Origin of the sequence: Companilactobacillus baiquanensis, from assembly GCF_003946605.1 — a bacterium.
Taxonomy (GTDB): Bacteria; Bacillota; Bacilli; order Lactobacillales; family Lactobacillaceae; genus Companilactobacillus; species Companilactobacillus baiquanensis.
This window is the reverse complement of sequence record NZ_RHOQ01000002.1, coordinates 387,738-405,241: the sequence shown is the minus strand read 5'-3', so window position 1 is coordinate 405,241 and position 17,504 is coordinate 387,738. Positions and strand designations below refer to the sequence as shown.

At 32.8% G+C, this 17,504-nt stretch carries 10 protein-coding genes; 2 read left to right on the top strand and 8 right to left on the bottom strand.

Annotated features, from left to right (window positions below; all coding sequences use genetic code 11):
- Positions 1-169: 169 nt before the first annotated feature.
- From EKM77_RS05655 to EKM77_RS05635, 5 genes are all read right to left on the bottom strand, one after another.
- Positions 170-1,645, bottom strand: a complete 1,476-nt coding sequence (locus EKM77_RS05655; RefSeq protein ID WP_125593075.1) for a peptide MFS transporter — start codon at positions 1,643-1,645, stop codon at positions 170-172.
- A gap of 152 nt (positions 1,646-1,797) precedes the next feature.
- The gene (gene glpK, locus EKM77_RS05650; RefSeq protein WP_125593091.1) at positions 1,798-3,300 is read right to left on the bottom strand and encodes a glycerol kinase GlpK; all 1,503 of its coding nucleotides are present in this window, start codon (positions 3,298-3,300) and stop codon (positions 1,798-1,800) included.
- A gap of 26 nt (positions 3,301-3,326) precedes the next feature.
- Positions 3,327-4,829 (bottom strand): glycerol kinase GlpK, encoded by a 1,503-nt coding sequence (glpK, locus tag EKM77_RS05645; RefSeq protein WP_125593074.1) that lies wholly within the window; start codon positions 4,827-4,829, stop codon positions 3,327-3,329.
- Positions 4,830-4,908: 79 nt separating this feature from the next.
- Positions 4,909-7,452, bottom strand: coding sequence for a YfhO family protein (locus EKM77_RS05640; protein WP_125593073.1), 2,544 nt, complete (start codon positions 7,450-7,452; stop codon positions 4,909-4,911).
- Between the two features lie 496 nt (positions 7,453-7,948).
- Complete coding sequence (locus tag EKM77_RS05635) at positions 7,949-9,301, bottom strand: FAD-dependent oxidoreductase (protein ID WP_125593072.1); 1,353 nt, start codon at positions 9,299-9,301, stop codon at positions 7,949-7,951.
- Between the two features lie 734 nt (positions 9,302-10,035).
- Between EKM77_RS05635 and EKM77_RS05630 the strand changes: the two genes are divergently transcribed.
- Positions 10,036-10,362, top strand: a complete 327-nt coding sequence (locus EKM77_RS05630; protein WP_125593071.1) for a hypothetical protein — start codon at positions 10,036-10,038, stop codon at positions 10,360-10,362.
- Positions 10,363-10,429: 67 nt separating this feature from the next.
- Here the strand turns inward: EKM77_RS05630 and EKM77_RS05625 are convergent, their stop codons facing one another.
- The 3 genes from EKM77_RS05625 to EKM77_RS05615 all read right to left on the bottom strand — a co-directional run bounded on the left by EKM77_RS05625 (position 10,430) and on the right by EKM77_RS05615 (position 16,289).
- A complete protein-coding gene (locus EKM77_RS05625) occupies positions 10,430-12,055 on the bottom strand; it encodes an ABC-F family ATP-binding cassette domain-containing protein (RefSeq protein WP_125593090.1) in 1,626 nt (541 codons plus the stop codon).
- Positions 12,056-12,223: 168 nt separating this feature from the next.
- Complete coding sequence (locus EKM77_RS05620) at positions 12,224-14,167, bottom strand: AlwI family type II restriction endonuclease (protein ID WP_125593070.1); 1,944 nt, start codon at positions 14,165-14,167, stop codon at positions 12,224-12,226.
- Positions 14,168-14,177: 10 nt separating this feature from the next.
- Positions 14,178-16,289 (bottom strand): Dam family site-specific DNA-(adenine-N6)-methyltransferase, encoded by a 2,112-nt coding sequence (locus EKM77_RS05615; protein ID WP_125593069.1) that lies wholly within the window; start codon positions 16,287-16,289, stop codon positions 14,178-14,180.
- A gap of 923 nt (positions 16,290-17,212) precedes the next feature.
- Between EKM77_RS05615 and EKM77_RS05610 the strand changes: the two genes are divergently transcribed.
- Positions 17,213-17,455, top strand: coding sequence for a hypothetical protein (locus EKM77_RS05610; RefSeq protein ID WP_125593068.1), 243 nt, complete (start codon positions 17,213-17,215; stop codon positions 17,453-17,455).
- Positions 17,456-17,504: the final 49 nt, after the last annotated feature.

Genomic DNA, 17,504 nt, shown 5'->3' with positions numbered 1-17,504 from the left:
ACCTGCTTGTTCTATACTTTACTGTTTTACTTTTATTTCCTTTGCTTTTTTTAAACGCGTTGTTAAACACAGCTTTTTCCGTTTAACTACAAAAGGCTCGCACCTGCTTGCGCAGGTACGAGCCTTTTGTGGTTAATACTCGAAAGCTGAACGTGTTTAACAACGCTCTCTAATTAACTCCTTGCATCAATGGCTTAATCTTAGGTACCAACAATGCCAAAATAATTCCGGCTACTAATGTTACTGCACCTGTGATCCCAAAGAACATAATTTCATTAGCTGGATTTCCTGGTTCAAACAACTTAACTAATTGAGCATTAGCTGCTTGTCCGGCTGAATCGGCTAAGAACCACATTCCCATCATTTGAGATGCGAATGCTTTGGGAGCTAGTTTTGTTGTAGCTGACAAACCAACTGGAGAAATTAACATTTCACCAATTTCAATGATTCCCCAACTTAATACTAACCAAAGTGGGCTAACTTTTCCGGCTGGACTTAGTCCCATCAATGGAATGATAATTACAAAATATGAAACGGCTGTAAAGACAAGTCCGATCCAGAACTTAGATGGTGATGATGGTTGTCTCTTACCTAACTTCAACCATAACCAAGCAAAGATTGGTGAGTAGATGATGATGAAGAATGGGTTAAGCATCTGGAATTGTGGAGCTGAAAGTTGCAATCCGGCAAAGTTCAATTGTGTTTGTTCAGCAGCAAATAGTGCTAAAACAACTGAACCTTGTTCTTCAATTGCCCAGAAAATAGCTGCGGCAATGAATAATGGGATATAAGCAATAACACGAGATCTTTCAACTTTTGTAACTTTTTTACTTGTTAACATTACTACGAAGTAACCTACTGGTAATAGAATACCTAAGGCACTAAGAATATTGATAAAATTATTAACTGTTAATGAATTTGTAAATGCCATAATAACAACGATAATAACAACAGCAACGATTACGTAAATAGCTCTTCTGATGAACTTAGTACGTTCTTCGCCTCGAAGTGGATCTGGAGCTTGGAAACTTTCTTTTGGTAAGTATTTACGACCATCGAACCAATAAACGATAAGTCCAAAGAACATACCAATAGCAGCCAATGAGAAACCGGCATGGAAATTATAATGATGCCACATCATATTAACTGCTTGTGGTGCAATTAATGAACCAAGGTTAATACCCATAACGAAAATACTGAAACCAGCATCACGACGAGTATCTTGTTCGGTATATAATCCACCAACCATTTCGGATACGTTTGGCTTCAATAGACCGGTACCAATTGTAATAAGACCGATAGAAACGAATAGTCCAGTTTGACCAAATGGTAGTGATAAGGCGATGTGACCAAACATGATCAAAACACCACCCCAGAATACTGTCTTTCTAGGTCCCATAAATCTATCACTGATAATTCCACCTACAACACTGGACATGTAGACAAGTGAACCATAGATCGACATAACAGATGCGGCAGTAACTTGGTTCATACCAAGTCCACCCTTATCTATTGCATAATACATATAGAATAGCAAGATGGCACGCATACCGTAGTAACTGAATCTCTCCCAAAATTCAGTAAGGAATAGCGTTCTCAAGCCAAGAGGTTGTCCGAAGAAACCTCGATTCTTCTTTTCTTCCATTAGAAATTCTCCTTACATTACAACAATGATGTACTAAATATTAAACCCAACTTTGTTTAATGTCAAAAGTTTTTTAATATATTCCTTTAAATTGCCTATATAAAGGCAAAAAAAAATAAGAGTCTTCTAACTTGCGACTCTTATTTTGTTAATTATTTTCTATGTTTAAAAGCCATTGTTGCATTTACAGCTTCTTTCCAACCGTCATAAAGATTCTCACGCATTTCATTATCCATTTTCGGTTTATAGGTATTACCAGATTGATAATTTTTCTTAATATCATCAATATCTTTCCAGTAACCTGACCCTAATCCAGATAAAAATGCAGCTCCAAGTGAAGTTGTTTCTAATTCTGCTGCTCGCTGCAATGGAATATTTAAAATGTCAGCTTGAAATTGCATCAAATATTCATTCGCAGTAGCTGCTCCATCAACTTTTAAAATATTGATCGGAGTTTTTGAATCAGAACTCATAGTTTCGACAATATCTTTAGTTTGATAAGCAATTGCCTGTAATGTTGCCTTGATAAAATCATCTTTATTAGTACCACGAGTCAGACCAAAGACGGTCCCATGGGCTTTATCATCCCAATAAGGTGCGCCAAGTCCAGAAAATGCCGGCACTACATAAACTTCATCACGACTAGTCGACCTCATGGCAGCTTGTTGTGTATCTGGGGTTCTTTTGATTATTCTCAAATCATCTCGCAACCACTGCAAAGCGGCACCCGCAACAAAGACACTACCTTCAAGAGCGTAATTTATTTTACCATTTATACCATAAGCTATCGTTGTCAGCAAGTTATTATCTGATAAAGCGGGAACTTCTCCTGTATTCATAACAACAAAAGCGCCTGTTCCGTAAGTATTTTTTACCATACCTTTATCAAAAGCCATTTGTCCGATCAACGAAGCTTGTTGTGAACCCGTCATTCCTGTAATCGGAATTTCTGATCCATAAAAATGATAGCTCTTAGTTACTCCAAATAATTCAGCGTTTGATTTAACTTCAGGAAGCATAACTTTAGGGATATTGAACAACTCTAATAAATCATCATCCCATTTAAGATCATTGATGTTGAACAGCATTGTTCGACTAGCATTAGCGTAATCAGTTAAGAAACTTTCTCCATCAGTTAATTGCCACAACAACCAAGTATTGATCGTTCCAAACAATAATTCGCCTTTTTCAGCACGTTCCTGGGCACCCTTAACATGATCCAAGATCCAGCGAACTTTGGTAGCTGAAAAATATGGACTAACGATCAAACCTGTTTTTTGATGAATTTCATCTTTATGACCTTCATCAATTATTTTATTAGCCAAGTTAACCGTCTGTCTAGACTGCCAAACAATAGCGTTATGAATCGGCAATCCCGTATTTTTATCCCAAACTACTGTAGTTTCACGCTGACTGGCAATTCCAATAGATTTAATTTGTCTAGGTTTAATTCCTGACTCGATCAAGACAGTCGCAATAGTCGTCTGAACTGCATTCCAAATTTCAGAAGCATCATGTTCTACCCAACCGGGATTGGGTAAAATTTGGCGAATCGGATGACGTGCCGCTGCAACCTTTTTTCCACTATGATCAAAAATCATAGCTCTAGTTGTAGTTGTCCCCTCATCAATTGCTAAAATATACTGTTCGTCCATCATGATTCCCTCCAAATAACCATCAGCTACATTGGCTTATGCTTAAATTTTCTTGTAGCACTAACTGCTTCTTGCCAACCTTCGTATAAATAATCAGCACGTTCTTTTTTCATTTCCGGTTTGAAAGTAGCACCAGTTGCATATTCTTTTTTAATTTCGTCAATATCTTTCCAATATCCTACGGCTAAACCAGCTAAAAAGGCTGCCCCTAGAGCTGTTGTTTCAAGATCTTTAGCTCTTTGAACGGGTGTCTGTAAAACATCAGCTTGAAATTGCATTAAATATTTATTATTAGCTGCTCCGCCATCAACTTTCAAGGTTGGAATATCAATTCCTGTATCTTTTTTCATCGTATCAATAACATCACGAGATTGATATGCAAGTGATTGCAAGGTTGCTTTAATAAAATCTTCTCTGCTTGTACCTCTAGTTAAACCAAAAACAGCGCCTCGAGCATTTGAATCCCAATAAGGTGCACCAAGACCTGTAAATGCTGGTACAACATAAACTTCGTCATCATCATTTGAAGACATTGCCGCATCTTCAGAATCAGGTGCTGAATCTACTAATTTCATAGCATCACGTAACCATTGAATTGCCGATCCGGCTACGAAAATACTACCCTCTAGGGCATAATAAACCTTACCATTAATTCCATATCCAATAGTCGTTAATAAATTATTATCAGAAATTTGTGGTTTTTCACCAGTATTCATCACAATAAAGGCACCTGTACCATAGGTATTTTTAACCATACCGGGTTCAAAAGCCATTTGTCCAAATAATGCTGCTTGCTGGTCCCCAACCATACCTGAAATGGGAACTTCTGAACCATAAAAATGATAGTCCTTTGTTTTTGCGTAAACTTCAGAATTAGGACGAACCTCTGGAAGCATTGCTTTAGGGATATTTAAAACCTTTAATATTTCGTCATCCCACTTTAATTCATGGATATTAAATAACATTGTTCGACTGGCATTAGAGTAGTCAGTTACATGCGCATTTCCACCTGATAGCTTCCATAATAACCAGCTATCGATCGTACCAAATAATAGTTCACCCTTTTCAGCACGTTCTTGGGCACCATCAACATGATCTAATATCCAACGAATTTTTGTAGCTGAAAAATATGAGTCGATCAAAAGACCTGTTTTTTCGTGGATCATTTGATCATAACCATCTGATTTTAGTTTGTCAGCAATACTTGTAGTTTGACGACTTTGCCAAACAATTGCGTTATATATCGGCAAACCTGTATTTTTATCCCAAATAACAGTAGTTTCACGTTGATTAGTGATCCCAATACCAGATATTTGATGAGGTTTAATACCTGATTCAATAAAAACGTTAGCTATTGTTGACTGAACGGCATTCCAAATTTCATTAGCATCATGCTCTACCCAACCTGGTTCTGGGAAATGTTGTGTAAACTCCCGTTGTGCATCGGCAACTTTTGAGCCTTTCTTATCAAAAATAATTGCCCTCGTACTAGTTGTTCCTTCATCTATCGCCATAATGTAATCTGTCATCAATCTACCTCGAATTATTATTGTAAGCGTTTCATAACAAAATATTATAACATTTTATGAATTTTACAAAATTATATGATTAACTTTCCTCTTTTGGATCGATTTTTCTTTTAACAATCAAAAATACTCCAAATAATACTACCGAAATAATTGATATGATCCAGCCAATTTTCAAGCCGGGAACTTCATATTTCAATATTATCTTGTGATATCCCTTATCCAAATCAATGGCCGTTAAATTGTTTACTACCTTATATGTCTTAACTTCTTTACCATTATCAAAAGCCTTCCAACCTTTATCATAAGGAATGGTAAATAGCATTGGCGAAGCTTTTTTAACATTGATCTTGCCTCGTACTGTATCGTGGTTCAATCGAGATGTGATATTTAAGGAATTTTGCCTAATAGTATTCTTTGATTGGTTAAATTCAGCTGAATCTAAAGTCTTAAAATACCCTGGATCGTATTCAAGTGGTTTTCTTGTCTTTATGCCAACACTTAACTTTTCTCCAGCATCGTAATCGCCTAGATCAATTACAATCGAACTATTGATCAAGCTCGGCATTTTTACTTTTTTACCATTAATATAAACTTTTGAACGAACATAATTTATCGGTGCCGTGTACAAATAAAGTTCTCCATTAGCAGTGGTCGTCAATTTATATTCATAAAGGTTCTTTTTGCCTAACTTAGTTTTCGTCCAATCGTCTATCTTAGCATTCTTAAAATACTGCTTATTGTCGCCATTAATCGCTTGCCAAAGTCGATTTTGATTATCCAAAGCTCGATTCGACATCATTTGAAAATCATAAATATCAGGACTGGCTAAGAATCCCAAACTAGGCGAATTATAATCAGCTTCCACTTCATATGAATGATTCCATTGACCAATATCATAGTCAACTCCAAACAAAGTATTGGTTAAAGAAGTTCCGCCAATATAACTGATCCGTCGTACGTTGCGGCTAAAATAACCTAATTTATTCATAGTTTCCAAAGTATCTTGACTCAACGTAGAACTATATAAACTCAATCCATTAATATTGAACAAAATAGGATCATTATAGTTATTATACTGCTCTGGAAACGCCTTATTTAGTCCCGATTTTGAAACAATAATACGATGACCGATCTCACTTTCTTTTTTGACATCGGTTAAAACTTCAGATTCCAATTTATACTGCTTTTGATAAATACTCTGACTACCAAATCCGGCCGTATCTATAACAGAAACAAAATTGGCACCAACTTCAAAAATAACCATTAACATCAAAACGATTCCGAAATACTTGTTTCTACCATAAAGATAAATAAATATTCCCGTAATCGTTATACATAATAACGTCAGTGCAAAATAATAAATATTATACTCGTTGTAAGGTGTTCCAAATCCCATCTGTTGGATAAGTTTTGGTATCATCCATTCTGTTAAATAACCGATACAAATTAAAATCCCTGCTGTACAACTAGCCGAGATAACAGTATTAGCATCCTTAAATACTCCTGCAGAAAACGCTTTGTGAGCAATAAAAATACAAATAAATGAAAAAATAAAACTATTTCTAAAAGGAAATCCTGCTGGATTTTGGAACATGTGCCAAACAGTATTAAAAGTCGTCACAAACATGCTCAATAACAAAACACCAATCAAAAAGAAAGCATGTTCTTTATCCTGCTTAGTTACACGTTTACTAAAGAAATACCCTAATAATAGGATCAAAGCTGTTGAGGTCATGAAAACTGATGGTCCATGATGCAATCTCTGAGCAAAAGTATTACCACCAATACCCAATTGTGTGAAAGCTTCAAAACCAAATCTAGCCGACGGTAAATAATTAAAAATATCAAACGAAGTTTTGGCCGTCTTCATCATCCCGGAAAATGTTGGAATTAAAACAAACGCAGCACTCATTCCGGCTAATACCGAAGATATAATAAAATTACGAATAATTACAAAACGATTTTTTTGCTTGAGGAGATTTTTTTCTAATGCTAAATAAATAAAAAAGCAAACTGAAAAAATACAGAGCATGTATCCTAAATAGTAATTAAATACGATTGCTAAAAATAGCGAAATATAATAGAGGACAACTTTATTATGGTCGATCAATTTCAATAATCCACACGCCACTAATGGCAGCATGATCAAAGCATCCAACCACATTAAGTCATAAAAATATGACGCCACAAATCCACAAAATGAATACGCAACTGTAAATAAATAATTAGAATAGCGAGTATTTTTAAAATACTTGGCCAAAAAGTAGGCCATCGTTAAGCCCATAGCAGATATTTTTAACATAATTATGACATCCGCCGCAATAGGGACTGTCGAACTAGTAAATAACACTAACAACAAATTAAACGGTGACAATAAATAGTAGCTTATTATTGGAAAGAAATTATCTCCCAATGATTGACTGAATAAGTACAAGTGAATATTTCCAGTAACTAATTGCCGACGTAATTCAGTCAAAAAAGCAATATATTGTGTACCTAAATCACTAGTTAAAAAATTGCCATCCCCAAAGGGAACTAAACCAACGTAATAAAAAATTCCTGATATTATGATCAAATTAATAAAAAAAGCCATTAAATAATATAGAACATTGTGTTTTCTCATAAAAAAACTCTCCTAGTGAATTGCCCCTCCAAATCATAGGGAAAAATGTAAATAAAGGCAACAAAAAAAGAGGCTGATAACAGTCTCTTGGAATTTTATGTTTTATTGATATATGGCATAAACGTGTGACAAAGCATAGCTTTTTCCGATCGAAAGCTGAACATGCTTCGTCACACTCTCAACAAAAAAAGGCTTGCATACGCAAGCCACCAAACATAATTTTTTTCATATTAACTACCTCTTTTAATTTACTTTTTTATTTTAATTGAATAATTTTTTGTCGTTATGAGATTTAATCATCTTACCGCAAACAGCTGCGACCGCCGATAAACTGGTAAGAACTAAAATCGGATGTTTTTTCATAAGCAACATCACCTCTTCCTCAATAGCCTCAATTGACTATGTATACATATTAGCGCCAATGTATGAAAGAAAAAGTTGGAAAGTTTGAAAAAAGTTTGAAGAAAAAAATCCCGCCTCTAGGCGAGATTTTTCTTTATTCACTAACTTTACTATCTGCTTTAGCAACAGCGGCACCGGCTAATGCACTTACATAGTTAACAGGTTTGTCGAAGTTTGGTTGGAACAAGAAGTCGACCATTGATAATTCATCAATTGTAACTTCTTTTTGAATAGCTAATGAAAGTAAGTTAGCTGATTGAGAAACATCATACATACTTGTCAAAGCTCCACCTAAAACAACACGTGTTTCTGGGTCCCAAACTAGGTTCATTAATACAGGAGTTGTTGTAAGCATAAATTCAGGACGATAATTATCTTCAAGGCTTACTGATTCAACTTCTTTACCTAAAGCTTTAGCATGAACTGCTGTCAAACCACTAGCAGCATATGTTCTACCAAACAATTCAACAGCTGAACTAGCTTGTGTACCCATATATTTAGCAGTGTCTTTTTCAATATTAGCACCTACTAAAATACCTTGACGTACTGAATTAGTTGCTAAAGGAATATATTGATTATCATTTGTTGGGTTGTAATGTACAGATGCAGCATCTCCGGCTGAGAATACATCTGGTTTACTTGTGTGCATATATTCGTCAACGATCAAAGCACCATTTGGAAGTGTTTCAAATTCATCTTTGAACATATCAGTGTTAGGACGGAAACCTACACACATAACAGCAATGTCAGCTTTATATTCGTTCTTGTCAGTTTTAACGATCACACCATCTGCAGTATCTTCAAATGACTGAACCTTTTCACTTAATCCTAAAGTTACGTTGTTATCTTTGTAATCTTGTTCAGCAACTTTAGACATGTTTGGATCTAAGTTTTTAGCCAAAACGTCTGGAAGTGCATCGATCAAAGTTGTCTCTTTGCCAAGAGTTGCATATCCTTCTGCAAGTTCGGCACCAATGTATCCAGCACCAATAACAATAGCACTCTTAATATCACTGGCATTTTCTTTAAGTTCGTTAGCATTAGTCCAGTTCTTACATAGTTTAACCTTATCTGAATCAATTCCAGGAATATTTGGAACAATTGGAGCAGATCCCGTTGTAATAACTAGTTTGTCGTAATCTTGTTCAAATGTTTCACCAGATTCAAGATTCTTAACGGCTAGTTTCTTATTATCAAAATCAATATTAGTTACATCATGTTTCATATTCATATGTGCACCCAATTTAGCTAAATCGTCTGGGCTTGAATAAAACATCTTGTTAGGATCTGAAACACGGTCACTTACCCAAAGTGCGATACCGCAAGATAGGAAAGATAAATTATCATTACGTTCAAAAACTGATACTTCCCAGTCTGGGTGATCCTTTAAAATATTCATTGCTGAAAATGTCCCTGCGTGTGTACAACCAATAATACTTACTTTCATGTTTATCTACCATCCTTTGTGACAATATTAACTAATTGATTAATAAAAAGTCTACCTCATTAGAAAGCGCTTTACAAGGGGAATACCTAAAAAAGTTATATTTTTTATTCCAATGAAACATAAAGAAGAGAACACTGATATAACAGCATTCTCTTCTTTAGATTAAATAAATTTATTTGTAAAATTATTGTTTTCAGGATTAATATAATTGTTATAATTTTTAAGTCAGACCTAGTTATATTATGCTATAAAAAGTCTCATTTGTGATTTTAAAAACAAATAAATATTTTTATCAAAAATGACTGTAATTGTTTAAACAAATGTTATATACTGTATTTGTGAAAGGGATAAGACAGTGAGTGTCAATGCAATTCCTTCCTTTTATTAAAAAAGAATATCAATGATATCATCCTCAATATCATTAAATATTTCTCAATCACCATAAACAGAAAATTGCCCCCCTCAAACAATTTTCCTATTAATGTAAAAGATTTTGTCAGTTCCCATTTCCCATTCCAAAGTTTATTAATAGAATGCTTTCATTCATTAATAAAATCCCTCTCTATTTTGACACATGGAAACCTCACATACACTCACACACTTGTCCTGGACACTACTGGTAATACGCCGAATAAACCCATTATCCCAAGAAATGGGTTTATTTTTTTGCCTTCGATTATTTTTGGCCTCTAATGATACAATTAGGTAAGTGTTTCAAGAGGTGGTAAGGACAAATGAATAATGAAATTAAGTATATTACAGATGAGCTTGGGATCATTTATGATTTCTATCAAGATAAATTTAGTTTAAAGCGGATCAAAACATATATTTTAAGTATGCCTGAGGGTAAAAAAATTATTAAAGTAACCGCTGGAGAAGTTCCGATGTATGATCACCAACTTGTTTTACCAATTGCCAGTTTTAGTGATCAAACTGATTCTGTCAGCCTGTTACAAGTTAACCATACAATGATCAATGGTCGTTCTAGCGAAAATATTGCCATGGATACCAGAAGAATTACCGATTTAGTCAATCGTTTAATTGAATTGATCGAACCTTAAATTTTAAATAAAATAAATGAAGCCAGCAATCCGATTTGGACTGCTGGCTTCATTTGTTTTAAAAATCTTATTCGTATAATTTTGCAACTTGTTCTTGAACAGTTTCATGTGCCAGAAATTCATCATAAGTTGTATCCGCACGGTCAACGATACCTTTAGGACTAACTTCTATGATTCGATTGGCAATCGTTTGAATAAACTCATGATCATGGGATGTGAATAAAATACTACCTTTAAATCCGACTAAACTATCATTTAGAGCCGTGATAGATTCCAGATCCAAATGATTTGTTGGATCATCTAGTAAGAGGACATTGGCTTTACTCAACATCATCTTAGATAGCATGGCACGAACTTTTTCCCCACCAGACATAACGTCAACTTCACGATTAACATCATCACCTGAGAATAGCATCTTACCTAAAAATCCACGTAAGAAAGTATTATCATTTTCTTCTTTTGAGGCAAATTGACGTAACCAGTCAATTACTGACATCTTATTTTCTGCGAAGTAATCATTGACGTTCTTTGGTAAATAAGTCGTGCTGGCTGTTTGTCCCCAAATTACTTCGCCGCTATCGGGTTCTAATTCACCAGAAATAACTTGCATTAAAACAGTAGTTGTTAAATCGTTTCTACTAATAAAGGCGACTTTTTCGTCTGGACGAAGTGTCAAATTAATATCATCGAGAATTTTTACACCATCAATTGATTTTGATACACCTTTTAATTGAACTAGATCTTTACCTAATTCACGTTCTGGATTGAATTTAATGAACGGATATTTACGAGAAGATGGCTTAATATCATCTAAAGTAATTTTCTCTAATTGTTTTTTACGAGAAGTAGCTTGTTTTGATTTTGAAGCATTAGCACTAAATCGAGCAACGAACTCTTGCAATTGTTTAATTTGATCAGCTTTTTTAGCATTAGCGTTTGCTTGTAGTTGAGCGGCTAATTCACTTGATTCCATCCAAAAATCATAGTTACCAACAAATAGAGTGATCTTTCCACGGTCAACATCACACATATGTGTACAAACTTGGTTTAAGAAATGTCTATCGTGGGATACGACAATGACTGTATTTTCGTAATCAGCTAAGAAGTTTTCTAGCCAACTGATCGACTTAACATCAAGACCATTAGTTGGCTCATCTAGTAGCAATACGTCAGGTTTGCCAAACAAGGCTTGACCTAATAACACCTTAACTTTTTGGGGTTCAGTCAACTCACTCATAGGAACTTGGTGAAGTGATTCATCAATACCTAGTGCTTGCAACATTTGGCTAGCTTCTGCTTCTGCTTCCCATCCGCCCATCTCACCAAATTCTGTTTCTAATTCAGCGGCACGAATACCATCAGCATCACTAAAATCTGGTTTTAAATAGATGGCATTTTTTTCAGTCATGATCTCGTAGAGTTTTTCGTGACCACGGATCACTGTATCCATCACTAAATTATCTTCAAACGCAAAATGGTCCTGATTCAAACTGGACATACGCTCGTTAGGTCCCATCGAAACAGTACCTGTTGTTGGTTGAAGATTACCTTCGATTATTTTTAAAAACGTTGATTTACCAGCACCATTAGCTCCGATAATTCCGTAACAATTTCCCGGAGTAAATTTAAGATTGACGTCATCGTATAGCTTTCTATCTGAAAATTGCATACTGACATTATTGACGGTTAACATGAACAATACCACCTTTTTCCGCATAAAAAAACAACGTGTCAAGGAAACGGCGACGTTGATTTCAGCTTATTTTTTAATTGACATATTGGGGTAGCTTAACATAAAACGTTTAAACAAGCAATGTGATGGAAACTAAAAACGATCACATTAAGTACATATTGTTGATCATTATTTAAAATTCAATTTTTCCAGAATTTCCTGTCTCCATCCAAGATTAAAATTATTATTAATTTTGTTATACGAATCATTAATAGATTGCAACAATTTAAAGTCATTCTGTTTATTTTCAAGAAGAAAAATAACTTCTTCATTCATTAAAGGAAATATTTTCACTAAATCAGTATAAGCATCCATATTAGAATCTTTTAAGGGTACTCCAGCAATTGCTCTCCAAATATTAATAGTATTTTCATCCATTTCATTTGCAATGAATAAAGTAATAACATTCTTAGGTGATTTTTCAATTGTTAAATTAGTTGCGTGTCGTAGTACTGGCTCCCATTCACCACGTTTTTGAGCTTGACTGTTCATCAATGTAACTTCAAGCATTAAAGTAAGATTATCGTAATCGATTACAATGTCTCCAGCTCCACCAGCTGCATGTGATAAGGGAAGCATATTACCATCTAATGTCAAGTTCATACTTTTTGTTATATAAAACTTTGCATCTGATATATAGTACCATGCAATGGCCATAATATATTCATAAATGGTTGGAACAGTTGCTGACTCAGAAACCTGTTTTTTTATTTCAACATCATCACGAACAGAGAATAATGGTAACAATGAAATAATCTTTTTTTTAGGAAACTCTTTTTTAATAAATTTTCTAAAATCCATTTCTCTTTTATTAATAACAGTGTCTTCTAAGTCAGTAATATCCGTAGAATCAAATATCTTTTTAATTTTACTTAATAAATCATCTTCAGAGATGCTTAATATTTCTTCAGTATTTATATCCCTATAAAATGAAAACGTTAAGTTAGATTCATAATTTTCATATAAATCTTCACCAGATATTTTTATATTATAAAAAATTTCTTTAATCAGTTGTTGATTAGTTACATTGACCAATCCATTTGAAAAATCAATAATTCCTGTTAAATTAAATGTACGCTTTGTCATGTCACGATATTCGTCAACTATATACTCTTTTTTGGACAAAACAAATTGCCTATAAATATCTATATTATCGTCAGATAACAACAAATTATCTTCGTTAGCTTCCAAAAATTCTTCTACGTTACTTTTTTTATTAAAAACTGATTTTCCAAAAGCAAAAGCTTTTTTAATCTTATCATTAGATACATAATCTAATAAATTTGATAAATTACTATCATCTGGTTCATTTTTAAATTTTAGCAAATCAGTTACAAATTTATAGTATAATCCTTGAGTATTTGATGATTTCCTGTTTACAAATATTTCATTAAACTTTTCTTCATCAATAGATTCACCAGAAAACAAATCATTAATATCGTAATCTATTATCTTGTCTGGAAATTTCTCCTCGACAAACTCAGCAAATACTTTATTATTATTTGAAACTTCCGCGTAGTCACTGATTATAGACTCAACTTTAGAATTTTTTGTTTCTGGCTTAATAAGATGAATTAATGTTAAAAAGTCTACTTGAGGTACATTTTTATATTCAGATAAAAGTCTCAAAGCCACACGAAAAGGATAAAAGAAATTTTTGCCATCATGGGAATAAACTCTTAATTTCAGCAACTGCCTTAGAAACAAAATATTATTTAAATCAATACCTAGCAATCTTTCAATTTTGTCAGCTGACTTTAATTTATTATTGATCCAATTTCTAGATACTTCAGATAATTCCCTTTTATCGTTTACTAATCCAATCTTTACAAGAGCACTGGTTAAAGTTCTACCACGTTTTGCAAAGTCTTCTGTATTATTTCTCGAAAACAAATCCGACTTTGACAAAACTCTAGAGTAAAAATCTGCCTGTGATTTCTTATTCCAAGACTCAAATTTATCATTTGTTTCCATTAAGTAAGGTAGTAGAGTTTTGTAATCATCTATTAATATTTTACGACGAAAACTTGTATCTCCCAGATTAAATGTTTTTGAAGATTTTGTTAACTGCATTTTTAATCTCCTAATAGTAATTTGTTACAAGTACCTCTATCGTCTCATTCTGTTTAGCTTGGGAATGATAATTACTATTATTATACTGATAGTTTAGTACATGTAGATTATATTTATTTGACCACTCCTTTAATATCTCATTTTCCTGACCTTTATGCAAAATTACATTAGATAATGCAAACTTTGCCCCACATTTGTCAACCTCATCCAAGTATTTATATAGTTCGTATTCATTTTTCTTAGTCCACATTCCATTTTCATTGTAGGAAGCAGTAGAAATCAAATAAGGAGGATCTGCATATAAAAAGTCACCTTTTTGAAAGGATACTTCTTTATAATCTTTGGAACTAAATCTTATTTTATAATTTGAAATAATCTGTGAAAATTCCACTAATTTTGACTTCATTTTGTTATTGAAATCTCTTTTTCCCACCGGAAGATTATACTGTCCCTTAGAGTTAAATCTAATTTGGTTATTAAATCCAAATACTATTAACAAATAAAATAAAATAGGATTTGGGGATTCATTGTAATCCTTACGAAGTTTTAAAAACTTTTCTTTATTATAATTTCCTAATCCTTTCATACTATTGCATCCATAAAAACTATATCCATTTTTACTAGTATTGGATAGTCCATAAGCTTCTATTTTGTCCTCTATTTTACAAATAGTATCTTCAATGGAATTAGTAGATAAAAATTCAAATAAATCAATCACATGATATTCAATATCATTCATCAAGTATGAATTGGCTATATTATCGTGTATCAAATTTACAGTAACGCTACCACCACCTGCAAACAAATCAATAAAATTTTTATAATCATTAGGAAACAATGGTTTTATTTGAGGCAATAGCTTGTATTTTGATCCAGTATAGTTTAATGCAGATTGGATTATATCATTTTTTTCTATGTATTTTTTTTTAACTTCACATAAATATAGCAGTTCTTTATGATTATTAATATTAGATTGTCCTGTTGTAAATGCGTTAAAATCTGTTTCAAATACCCTTACATTCCCTCTTTTCTTTAAGCTAAAAAGTATTTCATCATTTGATATCTTTGCATTTGAACGTGAATTTCCCTTCTTAGCCATATTACTATAGGAAACCAGTATATACTTAGCATTAATGTGCATAATTAAGTCATCAAATGCAATAGGTGCTTTAGATTTCGTATAATCAGATGATTTTTCTTTCCTATTCACGGCCTTCATGGCGACACCCTCTACCTCTGGCTTTTTCCATTCCATGACGTTCTCTAATACATGATATGCGCTTTCATATCCTCTCGAATTATATGGAGTATCTATATAAACCAAATCGGATTTTATTTTTCTAACTAATTTATTTGCATCCATATTGTAAATTTCATTACAAGTATTATTATTCACATCTGGCATTTTTAGATAAATAGATTTAAAACTGTCCATGTGTTTTCTATAAGCATCGAAATGTCCTACTGTATTTGCTACTTTATCCATGGCATATAGAAGAGATGTTAAAAGAAACGATTTTTCTCTTTTATTAACATTATTAAGCAATTCAATTTTTTCACGTATTGCATCAATTTTTTTTGCATTCTCAAGTGAAAAGTATTTATTACCAAAATTTTTAGTGACATATCCATTAATTCCATTTATATTATTTAATTTCTTTAATATATTTGAAATTTTAGTTTTATTTACTTTTTCATTACCAAACCATGTTTGATAAGAAATATAATTAGATGTCAAAATATCATTGACTATAATTCTTTTCCCTTTCTCTCTAAATAAGTCAGCTACTACCCCTGTACCTCCAAATATATCTGCGACGGTGTTAATACTTGTGGTATTTTCATCAACAATTTTATAAATAAAATCTAGCATCCTCTGCTTACTACCAAGATATCTCCTATTTTTTATATGTAATGTAGATTCATCATTCGAAAATAATGATAATTGCTCTACACTTTGTTCGACCAAATTTTTATCAATTAATACGGCTTGATCATCTGTCCAGACATTTTGATGCCCTATTTTACTTTTAGGAGCAGGTATTTTTTCTTTTTTTATCCAATTATTTAGTGTTTGCCGTGTAATATCGTACTTATTTATTAAGTCCCTCGTAGTTTTCATTTAGGCATCATACTCCTTTTACAGTTAAACGTATTTTAGCACAACTCTGTATAAAATTTATATAGACCTGGCTCTAAATATATATACGTTTTTAAACTAAAAATGTACTTGTTATAAAACAGTGTAATTTCAAAATTAATAGTTAAATATTAATCAGAATTTATATATATAGTTAATAAAAATCACAACGGAATAGGTAGTTTTATTTTTGTAGCCTTTAACAAATTTAATCGGTTCAAAATACATATTAAAAAAATATAGTCTAAACTTCTTGATACAAGATTTGCATTTTATAAAACGTAATTTCCAAAACACATAAGTGTTAAAGAATAAGACCAACCATCATAGATTACCATTCCAATGATCTGCTATGAATATTACCACTCCTAAATTGAATCTGAAGTACATTGAAACTAGTATAAGATATATATTCTCTAACTATTCGAGGTACTAACATAAGAATAAAGCAGTTAGGAAAAAGCCACTATAAATTTTAGGAGCTTAAATCATTTCTTCATAAAGATTCAAATAAAAAAGAAGCACATCTTACGATGCACTTCTAGTATGATCTTAATCTACCGACACTGTTTTACCTCGGTTTTATTTATAACTACTACATCTAAAAAATATTAAAACTCCACTCTCTATGCCAGTTGCAGGATTTACCATGCTTGATATGACAACGTTTATAGCATGTCGGTGGGAAATACGTGCAAACTGTTTTAAATTATCTTTTTTTTATAAATAATATTTAGTTTTTTGACCAACTTTTTAAGCGATTATTTGTCCTATTTCTTCTATATTATATCACCAACTTTAGATCGTTTTGAAATTAAAAGAAATATCCTCTGGTAATCTCGTAATTTAATTCATAGCGATTTGAAAGGCTAGAAATTCATCTCGCTAAATTAGGAGGATCAACTATGATTACTGATGAACAATTTGAATACGAACGCAACAATGTAAAAGAGTTTAAAATGTTAAACCCTCTATTTACCAAAAAAGGTATGCGTCACATGTCAATTTGTGGGATTGTTATTTCCCTGGCTCATGTTAAAGATTATCGAGAGAAAACTCACATCAGATCAGTACTCGCTGACGCAGCTAATCAAAAGACTTCAAAATATATGGACGGTTTCCACAAAATCTATTGTGTAGATAAATAAAGTTTTAAATTTGACACTGCAAACTTAGCGGTGTTTTTTTCTATCTTTA

Coding starts and splice junctions, on each gene's coding strand:
- EKM77_RS05655 (WP_125593075.1), bottom strand. CDS start 1,645: ATGGAAGAAAAGAAGAATCGAGGTTTCTTCGGACAACCTCTTGGCTTG.
- glpK (WP_125593091.1), bottom strand. CDS start 3,300: ATGGACGAACAGTATATTTTAGCAATTGATGAGGGGACAACTACAACT.
- glpK (WP_125593074.1), bottom strand. CDS start 4,829: ATGACAGATTACATTATGGCGATAGATGAAGGAACAACTAGTACGAGG.
- EKM77_RS05640 (WP_125593073.1), bottom strand. CDS start 7,452: ATGAGAAAACACAATGTTCTATATTATTTAATGGCTTTTTTTATTAAT.
- EKM77_RS05635 (WP_125593072.1), bottom strand. CDS start 9,301: ATGAAAGTAAGTATTATTGGTTGTACACACGCAGGGACATTTTCAGCA.
- EKM77_RS05630 (WP_125593071.1), top strand. CDS start 10,036: ATGAATAATGAAATTAAGTATATTACAGATGAGCTTGGGATCATTTAT.
- EKM77_RS05625 (WP_125593090.1), bottom strand. CDS start 12,055: ATGTTAACCGTCAATAATGTCAGTATGCAATTTTCAGATAGAAAGCTA.
- EKM77_RS05620 (WP_125593070.1), bottom strand. CDS start 14,167: ATGCAGTTAACAAAATCTTCAAAAACATTTAATCTGGGAGATACAAGT.
- EKM77_RS05615 (WP_125593069.1), bottom strand. CDS start 16,289: ATGAAAACTACGAGGGACTTAATAAATAAGTACGATATTACACGGCAA.
- EKM77_RS05610 (WP_125593068.1), top strand. CDS start 17,213: ATGATTACTGATGAACAATTTGAATACGAACGCAACAATGTAAAAGAG.